14 protein-coding genes are annotated in these 13,775 nt (G+C 63.4%); 10 read left to right on the top strand and 4 right to left on the bottom strand.

Annotated elements, in window-relative coordinates; all coding sequences use genetic code 11:
• From ACN9MZ_RS25255 to ACN9MZ_RS25210, 10 genes are all read left to right on the top strand, one after another.
• Window positions 1–1,284 carry a nitrous oxide reductase family maturation protein NosD gene (locus ACN9MZ_RS25255; RefSeq protein ID WP_426339585.1) on the top strand — a complete coding sequence of 428 codons (1,284 nt, stop codon included), beginning with the start codon at window positions 1–3 and terminating at the stop codon, window positions 1,282–1,284.
• Window positions 1,265–2,185, top strand: a complete 921-nt coding sequence (locus ACN9MZ_RS25250) for an ABC transporter ATP-binding protein (protein WP_426339584.1) — start codon at window positions 1,265–1,267, stop codon at window positions 2,183–2,185. The genes ACN9MZ_RS25255 and ACN9MZ_RS25250 overlap by 20 nt, the downstream gene beginning before the upstream one ends.
• The gene (locus tag ACN9MZ_RS25245; protein ID WP_426339583.1) at window positions 2,169–2,993 is read left to right on the top strand and encodes an ABC transporter permease; all 825 of its coding nucleotides are present in this window, start codon (window positions 2,169–2,171) and stop codon (window positions 2,991–2,993) included. Before ACN9MZ_RS25250 ends, ACN9MZ_RS25245 begins: the two co-directional genes overlap by 17 nt.
• Window positions 2,990–3,508 (top strand): nitrous oxide reductase accessory protein NosL, encoded by a 519-nt coding sequence (locus ACN9MZ_RS25240; RefSeq protein ID WP_426339582.1) that lies wholly within the window; start codon window positions 2,990–2,992, stop codon window positions 3,506–3,508. Before ACN9MZ_RS25245 ends, ACN9MZ_RS25240 begins: the two co-directional genes overlap by 4 nt.
• Before the next feature lie 34 nt (window positions 3,509–3,542).
• Complete coding sequence (locus ACN9MZ_RS25235) at window positions 3,543–3,866, top strand: c-type cytochrome (protein WP_426339581.1); 324 nt, start codon at window positions 3,543–3,545, stop codon at window positions 3,864–3,866.
• Window positions 3,866–4,927, top strand: coding sequence for an FAD:protein FMN transferase (locus ACN9MZ_RS25230; protein ID WP_426339580.1), 1,062 nt, complete (start codon window positions 3,866–3,868; stop codon window positions 4,925–4,927). The genes ACN9MZ_RS25235 and ACN9MZ_RS25230 overlap by 1 nt, the downstream gene beginning before the upstream one ends.
• A complete protein-coding gene (locus ACN9MZ_RS25225) occupies window positions 4,884–5,195 on the top strand; it encodes a cupin domain-containing protein (protein ID WP_426339579.1) in 312 nt (103 codons plus the stop codon). Before ACN9MZ_RS25230 ends, ACN9MZ_RS25225 begins: the two co-directional genes overlap by 44 nt.
• Window positions 5,196–5,261: 66 nt before the next feature.
• Window positions 5,262–5,840: an MEDS domain-containing protein gene (locus ACN9MZ_RS25220; protein ID WP_426339578.1), complete on the top strand. Its 579-nt coding sequence runs from the start codon at window positions 5,262–5,264 to the stop codon at window positions 5,838–5,840.
• 7 nt (window positions 5,841–5,847) lie between these two features.
• On the top strand, window positions 5,848–6,216 hold the full coding sequence (locus ACN9MZ_RS25215) for a YbaN family protein (RefSeq protein ID WP_426339577.1): 369 nt from the start codon (window positions 5,848–5,850) through the stop codon (window positions 6,214–6,216).
• 7 nt (window positions 6,217–6,223) lie between these two features.
• Window positions 6,224–8,233: a hypothetical protein gene (locus ACN9MZ_RS25210; RefSeq protein WP_426339576.1), complete on the top strand. Its 2,010-nt coding sequence runs from the start codon at window positions 6,224–6,226 to the stop codon at window positions 8,231–8,233.
• A gap of 1 nt (window position 8,234) precedes the next feature.
• Here the strand turns inward: ACN9MZ_RS25210 and ACN9MZ_RS25205 are convergent, their stop codons facing one another.
• The 4 genes from ACN9MZ_RS25205 to ACN9MZ_RS25190 form a co-directional block, all read right to left on the bottom strand.
• Window positions 8,235–10,364, bottom strand: coding sequence for an alpha-amylase family glycosyl hydrolase (locus ACN9MZ_RS25205; protein ID WP_426339575.1), 2,130 nt, complete (start codon window positions 10,362–10,364; stop codon window positions 8,235–8,237).
• A 112-nt stretch (window positions 10,365–10,476) separates the two neighbouring features.
• On the bottom strand, window positions 10,477–11,784 hold the full coding sequence (locus ACN9MZ_RS25200; protein ID WP_426339574.1) for an FAD-dependent oxidoreductase: 1,308 nt from the start codon (window positions 11,782–11,784) through the stop codon (window positions 10,477–10,479).
• A gap of 167 nt (window positions 11,785–11,951) precedes the next feature.
• Window positions 11,952–12,266 (bottom strand): hypothetical protein, encoded by a 315-nt coding sequence (locus ACN9MZ_RS25195; protein ID WP_426339573.1) that lies wholly within the window; start codon window positions 12,264–12,266, stop codon window positions 11,952–11,954.
• 115 nt (window positions 12,267–12,381) lie between these two features.
• Window positions 12,382–13,668: an HD-GYP domain-containing protein gene (locus tag ACN9MZ_RS25190; RefSeq protein ID WP_426339572.1), complete on the bottom strand. Its 1,287-nt coding sequence runs from the start codon at window positions 13,666–13,668 to the stop codon at window positions 12,382–12,384.
• Between the last annotated feature and the right edge of the window lie 107 nt (window positions 13,669–13,775).

The following is a 13,775-nucleotide window of genomic DNA, read 5'->3' as shown; positions in this document are numbered from 1 at the left end:
ATGAGTGTCCTCAGGGTTTGCGCGGCCGCGCTGGCCGCGTCCATCACCGCGATGCTGGCCTGCGCCTCGGCAGGCGTGCACGCGGCCGTGCTCCAGGTCCGCGCCGGCGAATCGATCGCCGCTGCCGTCGGCCGGGCACAACCCGGCGACACGATCCAGGTCATGGCCGGTACTTACAAGGAACGCATCCTGATCGACAAGCCGTTGCGCCTGGAGGGCGTGGGCAAGCCGACCATTGCCGCTGGCTACGAGGGCGACGTGATTCGCGTCAAATCGGCTGACGTGTCAATCCGCGGCCTGATCGTGCGCGACAGCGGCACCGACCTCGGTTCGCAGAATGCCGGCATTTACGTGATGCCAGGCGCAGACCGCATCGTGATCGCCAACTGCGACCTGGTCACCAACCTGTTCGGCATCTGGCTCGAACAGTCTCGCGGCGCCGTCCTGCAAGGCAACCTGGTTACCGGCCGCCGCGACCTGATGTCGCAGATGCGCGGCAACGGCATCCAGGTCTACAACACCGACGACACACAGGTCATCGACAACACGATCAGCTATGTGCGCGACGGCATTTACGTCGACTACTCGCGCCGCGCTACATTCCGTGGCAATACCGTGCACCACGTGCGCTACGGAACGCACTATATGAACACCCACAACAGCTCCTGGGAAGGCAATACCGTGTACCAGAGCCGCGCCGGCCTGGCGCTGATGGAGGTGCGCAACCTCACGGTACGCAACAACGTCGCCTGGGGCAACGAAGACCACGGCATCATGCTGCGCACGATCCAGGACTCCGTCATCGAGAACAACGTCGTGGCCGGCAATGGACGCGGCTTCTTTATCTACGACGCCGAGTTCAATACCCTGCGCGGCAACCTGGTGATCGGCAACCGCACCGGAGTGCACCTGACGGCCGGTTCGAGCAATAACACTGTGGATGGAAACGACTTTATCAACAATGCGGAGCAGGTCAAGTTCGTCGCATCCAAGGATGTCGAATGGGGCCGCAACAAGGGCAATTACTGGAGCAATTACAGCGGTTGGGACCAGGACAACGACGGCAACGGCGATGTGCTGTACCAGGCCAACGACGTGGTCGACCGCCTGCACTGGCAATATCCGCTGCTCAAGCTCCTGCTGAGCAGCCCCGCCGTACAAACGCTGCGCTTCGTGTCGCGGCAATTCCCCTTGCTGCGCGCACCGAGCGTGATCGACAAGCATGCCCGCATGCAGCCCTGGAACACCGATTGGAGAAAATGGCATGGACGACAAGCTGATTGACTTGCGCGCCGTGGGCAAGCGCTATGGAGCGCTGCAGGCGGTCGACGGCGTCGACCTGTCCGTGGGACGCGGCCGCATGCTGGGCCTGATCGGGCATAACGGCGCCGGAAAAAGCACCCTGTTCAAGATGATGCTTGGCTTGCTGGAACCGAGTTGCGGCGAAGTGCGCATCTGCGGCGTGCGGACAAATGACGGCGCGTTTCGCGACGTGCGGCGGCGTATCGGCTACCTGCCGGAGAGCTTCGTTGCCTACGACAACCTGACCGGCATGGAACTGCTGCACCTGTTCGCCGACCTGAAAAAAGTCGCGCGCAGTGCCTGCGGCAACGTGCTGGAGAGGGTCGGGCTGTCTGCTGCGGCGGAGCGCCGCGTCGGCGGATATTCCAAGGGCATGCGCCAGCGTCTTGGCTTTGCCCAGTTATTGCTCGGCGCGCCGGAACTGGTATTCCTCGACGAACCAACCAATGGCCTCGATCCGGACGGCATCCACGATTTCTACCGTATCCTGCACCAGCTGCGCGAGGAGGGCGCAACCATCGTCATTACCTCGCACATCCTGGCTGAAATCCAGGAGCGGGTCGACGAGCTGGTGATCCTGAGCGGGGGCCGCATCGCGGCGCAAGGCACGTTGGCGCAGTTGCGCGCCGGAGCGGCCATGCCGGTAGAAATACGGCTGGTAGCACGCGCCGGCGGCACCAGCCGCGTGATTGCCGCGCTGCGTGGACACCAGGTGCGCGTGGAGCGCGACTGCATTCGCGTTCCCTGCGCTCCACGGCAGAAAATCCAGATGCTGCAGCTGATTTCTACGCTCAGCGACTCCATCGATGACGTGGCGATCCACGAGCCGTCGCTGGAAGACCTGTTCTTCGGGATGGGAGGCCGTCATGCACGCGCGGCTTGACTGGTCGGCGGCAGCCACCATCGCCTCCCGTGAGTTCCGTGACCGCCTGCGTAACCGTTGGGTGCTGGCGGTGGCGCTGGTGTTTGCGGTGTTTGCGCTGGCCATTGCCTGGTTCGGCATGGCGCAGCAGGGCAGCGTGGGATACCGCGGTATCGACGTCACCATTGTCAGCCTGTCCAGCCTTGTCACCTACCTGGTGCCGCTGATTGCGCTACTCCTTGGCTACGACGCAATTGTCGGCGAGCGCGAACGCGGTTCGCTGGAGTTGCTGCTGTCGCTGCCCATTACGCACTTTGAACTGCTGCTCGGGAAATTTGCCGGCCTGGCGGCTGCACTGGCTGCATCGACAGCATTGGGCTTCGGCGTGGCGCTGCTGGCGCTCTCCAACCAGCTCGATGCGCGGGACGCCATGCATTTCCTCGGCTTCGCCGGTAGCGCCATTCTTTTGGGACTGGCATTTCTCAGCATGTCGCTATGCCTGTCGGTGCTGGCGCACAACCGCATCCGCGCCAGCGGGCTGGCCATCGGCCTATGGTTCCTGTTCGTGCTGGTGTTCGACATGGTGCTGATGGGGGTGCTGGTGCTGTCACAGGGAGCCCTGGACAGCAGCGTGTTCGGCGCCTTGCTGATGCTCAATCCAGCAGACGTGTTCCGCCTGCTGAACATCTTCAGCTCCGAGCAGGTGCAAGGCCTGTATGGCCTGGCCACCGTGATGCCGGAGCATATGACCAGCCCGGGCCTGCTGGCTGGCGTGATGCTGGCCTGGATCGCAGTTCCATTTGCCATTGCAACGTGGAGATTCAAATGAAGTTCAAGCGAAATGCCGCCGCCATGGTGGTGGTCCTGATGCTGGCCGCCTGCGGCGATGCCGCCCGCGCGCCGGCGGCCGGCGAGCCAGCGGACGACGCAGCTTGCGCGCTGGACGGCATGAGCCTCAAGGACTATCCGGGGCCCAAGGCACAAATCGTGTTCAAGGACGGCCATATCGACTATTTCTGCAGCCTGTCTGAGCTGTTTGAAGTGCTGTTCGGCGAAGATGGCCAGCGCGGCATCGGCGCCAGCTACGTGCAGGACATGGGCAAGGCCGACTGGAACAGGCCGCGCGGCCACTGGATCGAAGCCCGCAACGCATTCTTTGTAATCGACAGCCGCGCGCGGGGCGCCATGGGACCGACTATCGGCACCTTTGCCAGCAAGGAGGAGGCGCAAGCCTTCGCAGCACGCGAAGGCGGCCGCGTGATCGATTACAGCCAGGTCAAGCCGGACGTGCTCAAGCTGGGCACCAAGCCGGCCCGCGACGCGCATGACGACTCAATGCGCTGAAGTTTTTTACCCACCAACCAAGAGGAAGACAAGCATGAAAACGTTTACCAAGCTGACCGTCGCTATCGCTGCCGCCGTATTGGCGCCTGCGGTTATGGCCGCCGCACCTGCCAAGGGCGCCGGCGTCAATGGCGAGAAGATCTATTCGGCCAACTGCGCCTCCTGCCACGCCGCCGGTGTGCTGGGCGCGCCTAAGGTCGGCGACAAGGCTGCCTGGGGCCCGCGTGTCAAGCAGGGCAAGGAAGTGCTGTACACCCACGCCCTGAACGGCTTCAAGATGATGCCTCCTAAAGGCGGCAATCCTGGCCTGAAAGACGACGAGGTGAAGGCCGCCATCGACTTCATGGCCAAGAGCTGATGATGCAGCGCCGGCGGCTGTTGGCTGGCGCCGTGCTGCTGCCCTTGCTGGCGGCCTGCACGGCCAGAGATGAGGTGCACCATGTGCCGGGGCATGTGTTCGGCACGCAGGTGGAGGTCAGCATTTACGGGCCTTCCGAAGCGGAGGCGCGCGAACAGGGCGCTGCCGTGCTGCGTGAATTCGACCGCCTGCATCACAAGTACCACGCCTGGCAACCGAGCCAGCTGACGGCGCTGAACGATGCTATCGCCCGTGGCGAGCCTTTCGATGCAGATGAGGAAATGGTGGGGCTGTTGCGCTCCGCTGCCGAACTGTCGGCGCGCTCCGGCGATACGTTCAACCCCGCCATCGGACGCCTGATCAGGCTGTGGGGGTTCCAGAAGAACGATATTACGGCTGGCGGCCCGCCGCCAGCCGAAGTCGACAGGCTGGTGAAGGCCAATCCGCGCATGGCGGACCTGCATTTCGATGGCAACCGCATTACCAGCAGCAACCGCGCGGTCATGCTGGACCTGGGCGGCTACGCCAAGGGCTATGCGTTGGACCGTGCGGCGCAAATCCTGCGCCGGGCCAACGTCAAAGCGGCGCTGGTCAACGTTGGCGGCAACGCGATTGCGCTCGGTCAGCCTGGCTCGCGGCCATGGATGGTCGGCATCCGCAATCCGCGCGGGCCGGAGATGGTGGCGCGCGTGGCCCTGCACGACAATGAGGCGATCGGCACCAGCGGCGACTATGAGCGCTACTTCATGAAGGATGGCAAGCGCCATGCCCACATCATCGACGCCCGCACCGGGCAGACGGTGGACCTGGTGGCATCGGTGACCATCATCACCTCCGGTGGCGCCGACGCCGGCTTGCGTTCGGATGGTAACTCCAAGCCGCTGTTCGTCGTCGGCCCGCAGGGCTGGTGCGGCATGGCGCAACGGCTCGATCTCAAGGAAGCCATGCTGATCGACGCGCAGGGCGAGGTGTATGCTACGCCTGCCATGATGGCACGCACCGACCAGGGAAACGGAAATGGGAAATCTGTACGAGGATGCACTGCCGCCCGCAACGGGTGAGCGCTTCGATACGCTGTTGTCGCACAAAGGGCTGGTGATCGAGCGCATCGTCAGCACGTCGAAAATCGAATCTCAGGAATACGTACAGGAGCAGGACGAATGGGTGATCTTGCTGACCGGAGAGGCCATGCTTGAAGTGGCGGGGCGCAGGCTGTCGTTGAAGGCAGGCGACTACCTGTTCCTGCCGGCGCGCACCGCGCACACGGTGAAGAAGGTGTCCGATGGCGCCTTATGGCTGGCGGTGCACTTGCACGGCCGCGGTGCGTGACAAAGCGCGCATCTTTTACCGTTTTTATTTGCTACTCTTGGTCACTTTATTTCCGGAGCCAAGAGAATGCAACCGACGCAGCAGCAGGAAGCGATAGAGGAGTTCTGGCAGCATATTTCGCATTGCGACCACGTGGTGCAAATGTACGAAAATGAAGAATCGTTCCTCGCTATGCTGGAGGCTTTTGTGATGGAGGGATTCCGCAACAACGACGCCGTCGTCATTATCGCCACGCCGGAGCATCGGGCAGCGCTGGCCGGGCGCCTGGAACGTAACGGCATCAGCGTCAGTGCTGCAGCTTCGAGCGGCCAGTACATCGTGCGCGATGCCCGCTCTTGCCTGGCGCGCTTCATGTTTGATGGCTGGCCCGCGGAATCGCGTTTCAATGCAATGGTGGAGGAATTGCTCGCCAAGGCGCGTGAAAGGCATCCGACGGTGCGCGCCTTCGGCGAAATGGTGGCCTTGCTGTGGGAGGAGAAGCTGTATCGCGCCACCATGCGTCTGGAACATATGTGGACGCAGCTGTGCCAGCGCGAATCCTTCCCGTTGTTCTGCGCCTACCCGAAGGCCAGCTTCGATGCCGGCGACCCTGCGATCTGCCGCGAAGTGCACAACGCGCATACGAGGGCCTGCCCGCCGCTATAATGGGGCGATGAAAATCGTCCTGGTCACTTTCGGCTGCCTGTTCATGGTCCTCGCGGTCCTGGGCGTGTTCCTGCCGCTGCTGCCCACCACGCCCTTCCTGCTGCTGGCGTCGGCCTGTTTCGCGCGCAGTTCGGACAAATTGCACAACTGGCTGCGCAATCACGGCCGCTTTGGCCGCTACCTGCGAGACTACGAGGACGGCCGCGGCATCCCGCTGCGCGGCAAGATGCTGGCCATGGCGATGATGTGGCCGTCGATGTTTTACTCGATATACAGGGTGCCTTTCCTTTCATTGAAAGTCATGCTGTTCCTGGTTGCCTGCGGCGTGACGATTTACCTGTTGCGCCTTCCCACCTCCCGTCCGCTGGATGAATAAGAAAAGTTTGATTGCCGCTGCAGCCGCGCTGCTGCTGTCCCATGCCGCCTTCGCCGCACGGTGGGAAGTGATTGCGGGAGCGCCCAGTGCCTTGCGCAGCGAGAAGCTGGCGACGCCGCGTGGCATCGCGGTGGGGAGCGACGACACCATCTACTTCACCGATGGTGCGTCGGTTCGGGCATTGAAGCCGGACGGCAGGCTGGCGACCCTGCCGGGGCGCTTCATTGCCCCGGCAGGACTGGCGGCGGCGAGCGATGGCACGCTGTACGTGGCCGATGCCGGCAACCATGCGGTAAAAGCGATCTCGCCGTCCGGCGAGGTGCGCACGGTCGCCGGCCAGGCCGGTACTGGCGGACGCAATGACGGCAAGGGTATCGCAGCACGCTTCGACCATCCGGCCGGGCTGGCGCTCGATGCAGCGGGCGGCCTTTTTGTGGCCGATGCCGGCAATAGCGCGTTGCGGCGCATCGGCGCCGACGGCGTGGTCAGCACGGTGGCCCAGGGGTTGCCGTTTCAGCCGCAAGGCATTGCGCTTGACGCACGCGGCGGGATCGTGTTGTCCGACGCAGCCAGCGCCTTGCGCATCGATGGGCAAGGAAAATGGCAGCCGCTCGGCATGCAATCGGGTGCGTCGACCGCCCAAGGACAGGCGGAGCCGCAGCAGGGAAACGCCAGTGAGCGCGTCTCCACCAGCGTGATCGCGGCGGTGCGCGGTGCTGCCGAGAAGGCGGTACGCGAAGCAAAAGAGGGGCGGCCGGCCGATGCCGAGCACGATGCAGGTGTCGTGGCGGGGGCGCTGGACGAATGCCAGCGCGGCAAATGCCTGCGTCGCTATTCAGCCCCGAGCATGCCGACTGCCGACAAGGCGCGCGCGATGCCGCCCGGGCAGTTGGCTGCGGATTCCCAAGGCCGGCTGCTGGCGACGTCGCCTGCCACCGGCACCATCTACCGCATCGAACATAACGGCTTGATCGTGCCCTTGCTGGGCACCGGCGACGTAACCGGCGAATTGTCAGGCGTGGTGCGCGATCGTGAGGGCGGCCTGAACGTGCTGCTGGCCGAGCGGCTGGCGGCTATGCGCTGGGACGCCAGCGGCCAGCAGCAGCCATTTGCGCTGCAATACGCAGCCTCGCTGAACCGCGATGGCCCGGCAATGCAGGCGCGTTTCGGCGATATTACCCAGCTTGCAGTGGGGCGCGACGGAGGGCTTTATGTGCTGGACGGCGACCAGTTGCGCCGCATCGACAAGGAGGGCGTTGTGCGTACCTTGCTGGAGGCGGGCAGCTTCCGCAAGTTGCGCGAATCCCACGCAGCAGCCCAGGTGGACTTGCACGGCTCAATGGTTGCACGGCCCAGCACCGGCGTGTTTGTGACCGCCAATGGCGGGCTGGCCGGCGTCAGTGCGGAAGGCCTGATCTCCCTGGTTAGCGGCCCGCCTGGCATGACGCCCGAGCAGACCGGTTTCATGCCCGCGCTGAAACGCATCTGGGCTTATGTCGCCCAGGATGCGGAACCCTTCATGTTGCCCGGCCTGGGCCAGCACCGCATCGCGGCGGATGCCGGCGGACAGGCCTGGTATTGCGCCGATAACGTGCTGTGGCGCATCCGTCCCCGCGGCGTCGCGCGCAAGATCGAGCTGCGGGCAGGAGATGGTTGCGGCGATGTGCTGGTGGTCCCCAGCGACGACGTGTTCATGCTGCACGGCCATTACATCAGCCGCGTTGGCGCCGACGGCTACCAATGGCTGGCGGCGGGCAGCCGCGAACGGAAAGGCAGCGGAAATGGAACAGGATTGCTGGCGCGCTTCCGCAACATTACGCACGCGGCGGCTGATGCTGCCAACAACATCTACCTGATCGATGATGGGATGCTGCGCAAGATATCGGCGGACGGCGAAGTTAGCACCGAAGGGAAAGGCTTGCCGGAAGACGCCGGCCGGCTGCGCGCCCTTGCCATGGACAGGAAGGGCGCGCTATACGTGGCAACTCAGCACACGATCATGAAGCTGAAGCCCTGACTCATGGCTGCCAGTTGACGTTCACCGTCGCCGTGCCGCTGGCCGGCGTGGTGAAGGTATGGTTGCTGCCGCCCTCCCACACGGTGGGGTTGGCGCTCTTCTTCAGGAACTTGTAGCTCACCGTTGTGCCGGCCGGCACGCTGACATCGGTGTACCAGTTCGGATAGCTGTAGACCACCTGGTTGAACAGCGGGCCAAGCGGTGCGCTGGCGCTCCAGTTGGTGAGTTCGAACTTATCCCCGGTCAGGTAGACGTTTTCCCCCGGCGAAGTGGTAGCGTTGCCCACCACGAAGCGCACCGTCACTTGCGGGCCGCTGAGGATTTCGAAGTTATCCCAGCTATCACTGGCTACCGCGCCAGCCGTGACTACGCTCACGCTGCTCATACCTGCGGTCACGCTCGGCACCAGCACCCTGATCTGCGTGTCTTCCCATGACAGGATGTTGGCGCCACTGACCACCGTGCTGCCGAACTTCACCGTGCCTTTGGTGGCGCCGAAGCCGCGGCCGTCGACGGTGATGGTCTTGCCGGGCATCGACATGTTCGGACCGACGTGGCCCAGTTTTGGCGAAGCCACCGCGGCAGTGTACTGCCAGACAGCGATGGCGCCGGCTGCCAGCGTGAAACTGCTGACCGCACCGTTGGCCCCCACGGTGATGTTGTTGCCATTGAAGCCGAGTCCGTTCAGCACGTCGGTATAGCTGCCTGCCGGCAGTCCGGCGATGAAGCCGCTGATCGAGGTCGCTGTGGAGAGGTTGCGGTTGATCGCAACCACGGCGACGTTATTGCCGAAATTGCGCTCATAGATCAGCACGTCGTTGTTGACCCAGCGCTGTTGCGTCGTGCCATAGGCGATGGCGGGATTGGATTTGCGCAGAGGCGCCAGGCGGGCCACCAGGCCGTACGCTGGCGTGGTGGTGGCGAAAGAGGTCATCATTGCGCGGTTGTCCGGATCGCCGGTACCCTGCATGTACTGCTCTGTGCCGTAGTAGATGGCAGGCACGCCGCGCGAGGTCAAGGTAAAGGCCAGCGCCTGTTCCAGCTTGCGGCCGCTGGCGCCCGCCACCTGGAAGCGCGGCATATCGTGGTTGTCGATGAAGGTGACCTGGTCGCCTACGTGCGAGTACTGGCCGGCGGTATCGCTCACCATCTGGTTCAGCGACGTCATGTTCGCCGAACCGTCCTTGAAGACCTGGCGCACTTTCTGAGCGAACTGGAAGTCCAGCAGGCTCATGCCGCTGCGGTTGGCGAAGTAGTGGTTGGCCGGATCGACCTCGTTTTCGCTCAGGTACCACTCGCCGAAGGTGAACACCGGCTTGTAGCCTTGGATATAGGACATCAGGCTTTTTTGCCATCCAAAGGGCATGTGTTTGACCGCGTCCATGCGAATGCCGTCGATGCCCAGGTCCAGCCACACCTTGATGGCAGCCTTCATGTAGGCGTCCACGGTGGCGCTGTTATGGTTCAGGTCGGCCAGGTCGAAGAGGTTGCGGTAGATGCCGCTCTCCAGCGTGGAGAAATCGGTGCCGCCATTGTGGTGGAAGTAGCCGTTCGGGTCGGAGCCGTAACCGGCCAGCAGGGCGCCGTTGTCATACAGCTTGCCGTTCTCGCCGAAGCTTGTATCGGTGGCCGAAGCAGGCGATGTATGGTTGGGCGCGAAATCGATGATCACCTTGATGTTGCGGGCGTGGGCCGCGTTGATCATGTTGGTGAAATCGGTCATGGTGCCGAAAGCCGGGTTGGCGCGCTTGAAGTCGCGCGCCCAGTAGCCGTGGTAGGCGGTGCTGTTGGTGCCGGAGTAGTTCAGCACTGCCGTGATGTTTTCCACCGGCTGCGAAATCCAGATGGCGGTGATGCCCATGCCGGTCAGGTAGCCGTCCTCGATCTTGTTCTGGATGCCTTTCCAGTCGCCGCCGCAGAACAGCTTTTTCTGCGTGCAGCCGGAGCTGAAGGCAGTGCCGGTGGGGTTGTTCGCGCTGTTGCCGTCCGCCAGGCGGTCGGTCACGATCTGGTAGATCACGTCTGTGTTGAAGCCTTGCTTGTTGCCGACTGCGGTATCCGGGGCTGCCTGCGCGTTGAGGGTGAAAGCGGCCAGGATTGCCGCGAACACTGTGTTGCGTTGAGTCTCCATAGTCCTTCCTTTCTTTGTTTTGGTCGACAAAGTATGGAGTAGTTTGACTACGTGCACGCTTGTTTTGTGGTGTAAACGCAGCAAAATCTGCGATTAAATTGAGGTATTTTGACTACAGAAAATCCTGTAGTCGGCGCCCCAGCCGCTTGCCGAGTGCAAGCAGAGTGAGGGTGGGCGGCAAGCCCCAGGGGGCGGGCAGGACGGAGGCGTCGCAGACGTACAGGCCCGCAGTGGAGGTACGCAAATCGTTGTCGACGGCGGCCGGGCTGCCGCTGCCAACGGCCAGAGCACTGCCGGGATGGGCGGCGAAATGCCAGCTCTGGAATACATGGCGCGCACCGGCCTGGGCCAGGATGCGCCGTGCCAGCGCGGTACCGCGCTTGAAGCGTTCGCGGTCGGCGGCTTGCAGCGTTTTGTCGACCCAGTGCGGGCCGATGCCGCCGCCGGCGAGGTCGCGGATCTTGACCATGATGCTGAGCGTGCGGCGATGCGCGAACAGGCGATCGATGCGGCCAACCTGCAGCGCGAACGCCTGGTACATCGGTTTGGGCAGGGTCAGGTCGGCAAATGACAAGCCTTCTTCCGGCAAGGCCATGCCGGCGGCCATCGGCACTTCGGCGCCGCCGTCCATGTCGTCGACGACGCCCATTACCGCCACGACGGGATCGCTGATAAAGGGCAGGCTGCGCGGCGCCAGCCCTGAAGCATGCAGCAGGCGCGGGCTGCCGATGCCGCCGCCTGCCAGGATCACTACGCTGGCATGGGCTGTGTGGATTGCACCTTCGCGAGAGTATTCGACGCCGACGGCGCGGCCTCGATCGAGCAGCACGCGCCGGACCGGGGCTTGGTCCAGGATATGCGCGCCGCGCAGGCGCGCCTCGTCAAGCAGGTCGCGCGCAGTCCATTTGGCGCCATATGGGCATCCATAGACACATCGCCAGCAGCCAGTGCGGCAAATAGCGGGGCGGATCATTTTGTCGAGTTTCTGCCAAGGGAAACCGGAGGCCTGCGCGGCCTGCATGATGCGTTGCGCCATGGGGCCCAGCAATTCGTCGGGTAACTGGCCTATCGGGAGTTCGGCGCGGCATTGTGCGAGCGAAGGAACCAGGTCTATGCCCAGCGCTGCAAAGCGTTCCAGTGGCGGGGCCGCCGCCGTGGCGAAATTCAGGGTGGAGCTGCCGCCGGTAGCCAGTCCGCGCACCAGTAGCGATGCGTCGCGGTGGAAGAACGCGCCCTTGCCTGGAATGGCGCCGATCCCCGCCATTTGCGCGAGCGTGCCCTTTAGAGGCGCACCGCTGCCCTGTTCCAATACCAATACGCGCTGGCCATGCCGCGCAAGCGTCTGCGCGACGCTGGCGCCGCCTGGGCCACTGCCGACAACGATGGCGTCATAGCGTTGAAGGGTTGGTTCCTTTGCCATGATGGATCTCCTGTTCCATATCGAACGTGCAGACCAATGTCGTGGCGACAATGGTGTTGTCAAATTATATCGACAACGTTATGGATTAGCGGAGGGATGGGCAGGACGGAGGAGGGGAGCCGTGCCGCACGCGAACAGGTGCGGCACGAAGGGCAGAGACTTGGCGATCAGCGGGTTTGCTTGTCGTGCTTCTGGTGATGAATGGCGGCGCTACTGCGGTCAGCCTCGCGCTGCAGTTTGTGGCGCTCTTTGCGGGTGACCTTGCCGTCGGCCTTGGCCATGGCTTCGTCGTTGGCCAGCTTGGCTTCGCGTGCTTCCAGGTGCTGTGCTTCCTTGGCGGTCAACTGGCCGGACTCGATGCCTTGGGCGATACGGGCTTGCTGGTTCTCTTCGCGCTTGTCCAGGTTTGGGGTGGACTGGGCGAAGGCAGGCAGGACAAAGGCAGATACCAGGACGGCGGCGCACAGCTTGATGGTTTTCATGGCGTTCCCTTTCTTTGGTTGGTTTTCGCGAAGCGCGTGGCTGCAGTATAGGGTGGGTGCAGCCCGCAAAAAACATCGCGCCATGTAAGCGGTGTAAGCATTTGCAACCGTTTTGTTAATGAACATCGGGGCGCAGGTGCTGCATCAGGTCTTTCAGCGCGCCCTGCGACAAGCCGTCCAGCTCCGGCAAGCGGCGGTCGATTTCGTTGGCCAGGTCGGCCAGCAGCCAATCCATTTCGTCCAGCATGGCGCGCAATTCCGCCAGTACCTCGGGGTCGTCCTGCATCATGGCCAGCATGCTGGTCATGTCGTCCGGGTTGAAGCCGGCCTGCAGCACCAGCGAACGGATCGATGCCATGCGCTCGAACAGGAATTCCATCGGCGCGCCGGGGGCGTCGGCGGCGGGGCGCTGCTGCAGCATGGCCCGCAGGTCGAACCAGGCATGAAGCAATTCCGAGAGATGATTCAGGCGTCCGGATGGATCGGCAGCAGGGCCGGCCTCTGTTGGCTGTCCGGCCTGCGCTTGCAGCAGGTCGCGCAGGATGGCCAGTACGTCGCCATCAAAACGCGGCTTGTTGATCCGGTACAGCATTTCCAGTCGCTTCATGTCGAGGCGTCGCAGCACAGTTTCGCTGACGTCGGCGGCAGCTACGATGCGCGCCAGCCGGTCGACCTGGGCGCCGTGCAGGGCGTGCGGGTAGCCGCTGCCGTCCAGCCGTTCATGGTGCTGCAGCACGGCCTTGCTTGCAGCGGCGGGGAAGCCGGGCAAGTCCTTCAGCAACACGTAACCAGTCACGGGATGCACGTGCACGAAACGGCGCTCTTCCGCCGTGACCTGGTGCGCCTGGTCGAGGATGCGCGGATCGGTGTGCATTTCGCCAAAGTCGTGGCACACGCTCGCCAGCAAGACGGCAGGCAAGTCGGCCGCTGGAACGCCCATGCGTTGGGCGCAGGCGAAGGCAATAATGGCGGTACGCAGCGTGTGTTCGAACATCTCCTTGTACTTGTCCGCCATGACGGTCAGGCGCAATTCGATGGTCGAGTGGAGGCGCAGGTTGGCGGTGCAATGCTTTAGCTGGCGTGGGTCGCACGCCCGTGCCAGGAGCCGGCGGTAAATTGTGTCGTGCTCGAGGATGCGGTCGAATTCGATCGCCAGCGTGGCGGCATCGACGGCCTTGTCGGAGGACAGTACCCGGTCGAGCGGGGCGGAGAGCTTGTAGCGGGTGAGCTTTTCGAACTGCTTGCTGTCGATGCGGGCGCCCTTGGCCAAGATCTTGGTGCCGTTGCTGGCGTAGATATCTGCGCTGGCAATGATATCGCGCGCGTCCCCCATTTCGGTGACCGAGCGTACGAAATGCGGGCTCTCGCCGGGAACATCTTTCAATTGCATATCGCTAGCCATTTGGCCTCCAATTCGGGGTCAGGTCCGACATGCGGACATTTTGCGCGCAAAATGTCCGCATGACAGACCTGACCCAAAAAAAAGCCCCGCGCTAGGCGGGGCCGGAA

Origin of the sequence: Pseudoduganella sp. S-14 (assembly GCF_049913285.1) — a bacterium.
Taxonomy (GTDB): Bacteria; Pseudomonadota; Gammaproteobacteria; order Burkholderiales; family Burkholderiaceae_D; genus Rugamonas.
Note: the sequence above shows the minus strand (reverse complement) of the source record. Positions and strands in the feature narration are given on the sequence as shown.

What these genes read in the sequence shown, in the direction of transcription:
- ACN9MZ_RS25255 (WP_426339585.1), top strand. Translation starts at nt 1, where the DNA reads ATGAGTGTCCTCAGGGTTTGCGCGGCCGCGCTGGCCGCGTCCATCACC.
- ACN9MZ_RS25250 (WP_426339584.1), top strand. Translation starts at nt 1,265, where the DNA reads ATGGACGACAAGCTGATTGACTTGCGCGCCGTGGGCAAGCGCTATGGA.
- ACN9MZ_RS25245 (WP_426339583.1), top strand. Translation starts at nt 2,169, where the DNA reads ATGCACGCGCGGCTTGACTGGTCGGCGGCAGCCACCATCGCCTCCCGT.
- ACN9MZ_RS25240 (WP_426339582.1), top strand. Translation starts at nt 2,990, where the DNA reads ATGAAGTTCAAGCGAAATGCCGCCGCCATGGTGGTGGTCCTGATGCTG.
- ACN9MZ_RS25235 (WP_426339581.1), top strand. Translation starts at nt 3,543, where the DNA reads ATGAAAACGTTTACCAAGCTGACCGTCGCTATCGCTGCCGCCGTATTG.
- ACN9MZ_RS25230 (WP_426339580.1), top strand. Translation starts at nt 3,866, where the DNA reads ATGATGCAGCGCCGGCGGCTGTTGGCTGGCGCCGTGCTGCTGCCCTTG.
- ACN9MZ_RS25225 (WP_426339579.1), top strand. Translation starts at nt 4,884, where the DNA reads ATGGGAAATCTGTACGAGGATGCACTGCCGCCCGCAACGGGTGAGCGC.
- ACN9MZ_RS25220 (WP_426339578.1), top strand. Translation starts at nt 5,262, where the DNA reads ATGCAACCGACGCAGCAGCAGGAAGCGATAGAGGAGTTCTGGCAGCAT.
- ACN9MZ_RS25215 (WP_426339577.1), top strand. Translation starts at nt 5,848, where the DNA reads ATGAAAATCGTCCTGGTCACTTTCGGCTGCCTGTTCATGGTCCTCGCG.
- ACN9MZ_RS25205 (WP_426339575.1), bottom strand. Translation starts at nt 10,364, where the DNA reads ATGGAGACTCAACGCAACACAGTGTTCGCGGCAATCCTGGCCGCTTTC.
- ACN9MZ_RS25200 (WP_426339574.1), bottom strand. Translation starts at nt 11,784, where the DNA reads ATGGCAAAGGAACCAACCCTTCAACGCTATGACGCCATCGTTGTCGGC.
- ACN9MZ_RS25195 (WP_426339573.1), bottom strand. Translation starts at nt 12,266, where the DNA reads ATGAAAACCATCAAGCTGTGCGCCGCCGTCCTGGTATCTGCCTTTGTC.
- ACN9MZ_RS25190 (WP_426339572.1), bottom strand. Translation starts at nt 13,668, where the DNA reads ATGGCTAGCGATATGCAATTGAAAGATGTTCCCGGCGAGAGCCCGCAT.